This is a genomic window from Corynebacterium sp. ACRQJ (genome assembly GCF_022346045.1).
In the GTDB taxonomy this organism is placed as follows: Bacteria; Actinomycetota; Actinomycetes; order Mycobacteriales; family Mycobacteriaceae; genus Corynebacterium; species Corynebacterium evansiae.
The window spans coordinates 1-5,263 of sequence record NZ_JAKRMT010000032.1 but is presented as its reverse complement, the minus strand read 5'-3'; the positions used below and the strand labels follow the sequence as shown (position 1 = coordinate 5,263).

Sequence of the window (5,263 nt, the reverse complement as noted above, 5' to 3'; positions counted from 1 at the left end):
GCAGACGACACTCCTGGTGCAACCTTCTAGCCCCCGATACCTTCGAAGCACTTAATTCAGCTACACTGACCCAAGCAGCATAGCTAACCCCCGACGTGTCTACTTTCCGGGGGTCAGGCCCATGGGAAAAATGGAAACGCAAACACATGAAATAGATCCGCAGGGCTGGAAAAAGGTCTAACAACATCTAACAACCCCCGCCAAAACGCGGGGGTTTACTCATGCCCAAAGCAAGGAGGAGGGGAGCATGGACTGGGAGAAACTCGAACCAGACAAATACAACCTAGTGAAAAAGCATTTCACTAAAGGCCGTGGGGGACGCAAAATCCGCCACGTCACCCTGCACCACATGGCCATGATTGGCGACGTAGACAAATGCGTAGCCGTATGGCGCGACCGCCCAGCGAGCGCCCACTACTGCATCGACCAGTACGGCAAGATCGGCCAGGCGGTCAACGACTGGGATACGGCTTGGAGTAATGCGAACCTGCGGTCGAACCAGGAATCAATCACTATTGAGCACTCCAATAGTGGCTACGCAGATAAAGACTGGCCGATCAGTGAGGCTACCCGCGAAGCGGGCGCGCACCTCGTCGCCGCGATCTGCCGATACTACAAGCTAGGCAGGCCGGTATCTGGAAAGACGGTGCGTTTCCACTCCATCGAGTCCGGCGGTTCCACGGGCTGCCCGTGGCATCTACGCCCCGGCCACAAGTACCACGACTCGTATATCGCGCGGGCGCAGTGGTGGTATGACCAGATGGGCAAAAAGACGGCTCCTAAGCCTGCTCCGAAGCCCGCGCCTAAACAGCAACCCAAGGGGGATTCTATGACGGATTTTGACCAGATTAATCGGCGCTATAAGTCGCGTGTACCCGGTTCCAAGGTGACCATGACGCCGCGTGACGCGCTGTACAACGCGGACGCTCACGCTTACCTGATTCTGCAGAAGCTCGAAAAGATGCAGGCGCAGCTAGACCGACTCACGGAAGGAAAATAACATGCAGCAGCAGAAACTAACCCCCATGGCGTGGGTACGCCTCGTAATCTACGTAATCTCCGCACTAGTAGGCATCGCAGCAGTCGTAGCAACCACACTCGGCTACACGGACATCGCAGCACTCCTAGGCACCCTCGCGGGCGCGGGCGCAGCGATCACAGGCGGCACGGCAGCAGCCAACCTTCCTAAAGCCCCAGACCAAGCACCCCTGGCAGGCCTCGACCTCGCGGCAGCGCTACAGGCATTGCCCACTATCGCAGCGGCAGCGCAGACCTACCAGCAGCAGGTGGCCTATGAGCCACGCCACGCAGTGCCAGAGGTAGAGCCAGAGATCGAAGGCGCATACCCGGGGCTCGACTCATGACCCGCAACTGGTGGGCAACCGACGCGGCAGGACTACTCATAGTCGGCATAGCCACCATCGCGCGCGGCATCTCATACATGCCCGGCTTTGTCAATCAGGATCGACGCGCAGCACACTACCTAGAAAGCGTGTTCCAACCGTCCGTGTGGAGCGTCATATGGATTGGCATTGGCCTGGTCTGTCTTATTGCGACGCTATCCCCTAAGCTCATGCCGACGTGTGTAGGGCTGGTGGTTGGCATTCACGCAGCGTGGGGTACTAGCTTCATGGCTGGCCAGTTTTTCGACGAGCAACTGCCCCGCGCCTGGGTAAGCGCACTATCCTACTACCTGATCTGCGCCCTGATCCTATGGGCATTCGGTCGAGGGAGGGCTACAGAGGTACGCATATCTGAGGAGGGGTGATGGATATGAGCGCGATTCTCACAGTCGCGGGAACAGTCGCAGTCGCGCTAGTCGGCGGCCTATCCACCCTCATTGGCCAGCGTATTTCCGCACGATCCCAAGAAAAGGCAGCGGAGGTCACCACCCGCGCGGAGGAGTGGTCAAAACTACTTGCCGAGACGAAAGCATACGCGGACGAGCGGCTAGAGAGTCAGCAGCAGCAGATCGAGGAGCTGCAAGCCGACATGCGCACCGTCAAGCAACAATTGGCTGATCTGAAAGCGCGGTATCGTGCTGCTCTTGAGACGATCCGCCGGTGGCTCCGCGAACACCCTAACCACCAGCTGCAAATCCCGGAAGAGATCAGAGACGATCTAAAGAACCTTTGATACACTAACCATGCTGCAAGAAGGGGGTGCAGTCCCCACCTAAAAAAGCGCCCCCTCCACCCCTGTGCAGCAACCCCCATAGACCCTCACCACTGGTTGAGCCCTTGGCTCCCCGTGGTGGGGGTCTTTTTGTGGTTTCGCCCATGCCCCTCTGGATCCTCTCGTTTTGTGACGACATTTTGACGACAACAGGCACTAAAACGCACTAATACACACCAAAATACTAAACCCCTACAAACGGCAAAAACCCCGCCCTACCTGCTGTTTATGCTGGTAAGACGGGGTAAGTAAAAAGTGGGCTATCAGGGACTCGAACCCCGAACCCGCTGATTAAGAGTCAGCTGCTCTGCCAATTGAGCTAATAGCCCGCGTTATTCGAAGCGCTGTGCGCCTCGGCAACGTGGAAAACTTTATACCCAGACGGCATAACAATACAAATCGCCTGGTCAGGTTAGTAAATTCATACATGTTCTAGGTGGCCTATGTGGTCATCCCGGCGCCTAGTATGTGTGCGCATGCCCTGCACGCATGCCCCGCGCGGCGGCGCCAGGCGAGCGGCTCGCCGGAACCCCTGCAACTGTTTATAACGTTTACGCTACGAACTGCTGGAACCCGCCGAAATGACTAACGCTCCACTGCAGCCAAGCGTTAAGGTTTAGGACAGTCACTTTTCTTACACACACCTTTCCCTTTCTTGGAGTTAGTCTTGCGCAACACCAAGGTTTTCGGACAAACCTTCTCACGGATCACTGCGGCGTCACTAAGTATCGCCCTAGTTACCTTCACTGCATCGTGCACAATCGACCGCGACAGCGACGAACCGCAGATCAGCTCTAACGCCTCGACTGGCGAGAACGGCGAGAGCAAAGAGAAGAAGGAAGAAAACAAGCTGTCCTCCAACGTGAAGGACGGCGACACCGAGGTTGACGTCACCGAGCACGTGCAGGTCAAGGGCGACAAGAAGATCGACAAGGTCTCGCTGACCAACGACGCAGGCGAGGAAGTCAAGGGCAAGTTCAACGAGGACAAGACCGAGTGGACCGTTCCCACCAAGCTCGGCTACTCGCGCACCTACACGCTGACCGCGAAGTCTGGCGACCAGAAGCTCGAGCAGACCTTCACCACCATGACCCCCGGCATGACGCTCAACGGCGCGCTCGCCCCGCTTGACGGGTCGACCGTGGGCATCGGCCAAACCATCTCTCTTCGTTTTGACGCCCCCGTGGAAGACCGCAAGGCAGTGGAAGACGCCATTACCGTGGAAACCACGCCGAAGGTGGAAGGTGCTTTCTACTGGATCACAGCCCAGGAGGTGCGCTGGCGCCCAGAGAAGTACTGGAAGCCCGGCACCAAGGTCAGCGTGAAGGCCGACCTGTACGGCACGAAGATCGGCGAAGGCGTGTACGGCGGCGAAGACCGCAGCGCAAACTTCACCATCGGCGATGCGATGCGTGCCATCGTGGACGACAGCACCAAGATGATGACCATCAAGAAAAACGGCAAGACCGTGCAGACCATGCCGGTTTCCCTGGGACGCGACTACCAGTACCCCACGCCGAATGGCACGTACATCATCGGCGACCAGTTCGAGCACCTGACCATGGACTCCTCGACGTTCGGCCTGACGGGTGCGGGGTCGTACGTGACGGACGTGCAGTACGCGACGCAGATGAGCTACTCCGGCATCTACATCCACGCCGCGCCGTGGAGCGTGTACGCGCAAGGCAACACCAACACCTCGCATGGCTGCATCAACGTGAGCGTCGAGAACGCCGCCTGGGTGTTTAATAACATGAAGCGCGGCGACATTGTTGAGGTGAAGAACACGCAGGGTGAGACGCTGAACGGCTCCGACGGTCTGGGCGACTGGAACATCCCGTGGAAGACCTGGAAGGCCGGGAACACGGAGGGGTAGCTGGGGCTGGCTAGTGCAGGCTAGCGCTAGCGCTAGCGTTAGCGCAGGCGCGCGGCCCGGGGGACGGCGCGCGCGATGATCTTCACCTTTTCGGCTCGCGGCACTTGCACGCGGGCCGTTTTTAGTTCCGCGACTGGGGTGCGGTCTAGCCGCTCGTTCAGCGCGGCGAACAGGTCGTGCGCGCCGAGCACCCCCACCCGGGCCGTCAGCGGCAGCAAAGCCATGGTGCCGCGCGCCTGGGCAAGCTCCGCGCGGATCTCGGAAACCAGTTCAGCCTTCAACTCTTCGGTGAGTTTCGGCAGGTAAGAGCGGTTCAGCCCGACCGTGTCCTCCTGGTAGTCACGCAGGAAGTTCACCTTCTGGAAGGCGCTGCCTAGCGCGTAGGCGCCCTGGTCGGTGCGGGAGCGCTGCTCCGCGGTCAGCGGGCTCCCAGCCTGCTCGGCGTGTGTTGCGAACACCGCGTTGCACATCCACCCGATCACGCCCGCGGATCCGTGCACGTAGGCGGCAAGTGGCAAGGGGTTGGAGCTGGGGGCGTCCGAACGCATGGACGCGAAGAAGTCCACCGTCCAGGATCGTTCGAACCCCGCCCAGCGCGCGGTGGTGGCGAATGCGTGCGCGATGGGGTCGGTGCTGAAGCCGGTGTCTAGCGCCGTGAGGGTGGTCTGTTCGTAATCGTTGAGGGTCTTTGTGACGCCGCAGGCCGGCACGCCCAGCGCCTCAGCCGTACCGTCGACGATTTCATCCGCGATGCGGGCGAGCGCGTAGATGTTGCGGATGTGCAGCTTGATCGTGGGCGCGAGGAGTTCGCTGGCCAGGTAGAAGCTGGTGGAGTAGTGGCGGATGATGCGGGAGGCCGCGGCGGTGGAGGCCTGCGTGTACAGCGCGCCGGGGTCGTCGTGGATACTGGTGGCGGCGCTGGGGTGTGCGGTAGCGCTGGCGCTGCGGTGTGTGGTGGCGCTGGGGTGTGTGGTGACGGTGGCGCTGGGGCGTGTACGAAAGGGGAGTTTGGGCAGGCGGGCCATGGTGATTAATGCTAGCCCACGAGGGTTTGGAGGCTGGGGAGTGCCCTGGGAGGGCAAATGTCCCAATGGGGTTGCCCGCAAATGGTGGACACGTAGTGGAGCTACCTCATAGTTAGGCAGCTGTTTCTTCTTCGTTGGTGGTCTGGGTGATGTGGTGCTCGAAGTCGACGGGGCTGACCATCCCGAG

Annotated in this window: 5 protein-coding genes and 1 tRNA gene; 4 read left to right on the top strand and 2 right to left on the bottom strand. The window is 60.0% G+C overall.

The features are described 5' to 3' along the window. Positions 1–247: 247 nt before the first annotated feature. The 3 genes from MHX52_RS10200 (at position 248) to MHX52_RS10190 (ending at position 2,136) form a co-directional block, all read left to right on the top strand. Positions 248–1,000, top strand: a complete 753-nt coding sequence (locus MHX52_RS10200; protein WP_239318082.1) for a peptidoglycan recognition family protein — start codon at positions 248–250, stop codon at positions 998–1,000. Between the two features lies 1 nt (position 1,001). Then, the gene (locus MHX52_RS10195; RefSeq protein WP_239318081.1) at positions 1,002–1,364 is read left to right on the top strand and encodes a hypothetical protein; all 363 of its coding nucleotides are present in this window, start codon (positions 1,002–1,004) and stop codon (positions 1,362–1,364) included. A 409-nt stretch (positions 1,365–1,773) separates the two neighbouring features. Then, complete coding sequence (locus MHX52_RS10190) at positions 1,774–2,136, top strand: hypothetical protein (RefSeq protein WP_239318080.1); 363 nt, start codon at positions 1,774–1,776, stop codon at positions 2,134–2,136. A 295-nt stretch (positions 2,137–2,431) separates the two neighbouring features. On the opposite strand, the gene MHX52_RS10185 is transcribed toward MHX52_RS10190, so the two are convergent. Beyond that, positions 2,432–2,504, bottom strand: a tRNA-Lys gene (locus MHX52_RS10185). Between the two features lie 338 nt (positions 2,505–2,842). Here MHX52_RS10185 and MHX52_RS10180 point away from each other — a divergent pair. Then, on the top strand, positions 2,843–4,051 hold the full coding sequence (locus tag MHX52_RS10180; RefSeq protein ID WP_239318079.1) for an Ig-like domain-containing protein: 1,209 nt from the start codon (positions 2,843–2,845) through the stop codon (positions 4,049–4,051). Between the two features lie 38 nt (positions 4,052–4,089). Here the strand turns inward: MHX52_RS10180 and MHX52_RS10175 are convergent, their stop codons facing one another. Continuing rightward, positions 4,090–5,076 (bottom strand): squalene/phytoene synthase family protein, encoded by a 987-nt coding sequence (locus MHX52_RS10175; protein WP_304504288.1) that lies wholly within the window; start codon positions 5,074–5,076, stop codon positions 4,090–4,092. Between the last annotated feature and the right edge of the window lie 187 nt (positions 5,077–5,263).

What these genes read in the sequence shown, in the direction of transcription:
- MHX52_RS10200 (WP_239318082.1), top strand. Translation starts at nt 248, where the DNA reads ATGGACTGGGAGAAACTCGAACCAGACAAATACAACCTAGTGAAAAAG.
- MHX52_RS10195 (WP_239318081.1), top strand. Translation starts at nt 1,002, where the DNA reads ATGCAGCAGCAGAAACTAACCCCCATGGCGTGGGTACGCCTCGTAATC.
- MHX52_RS10190 (WP_239318080.1), top strand. Translation starts at nt 1,774, where the DNA reads ATGAGCGCGATTCTCACAGTCGCGGGAACAGTCGCAGTCGCGCTAGTC.
- MHX52_RS10175 (WP_304504288.1), bottom strand. Translation starts at nt 5,076, where the DNA reads ATGGCCCGCCTGCCCAAACTCCCCTTTCGTACACGCCCCAGCGCCACC.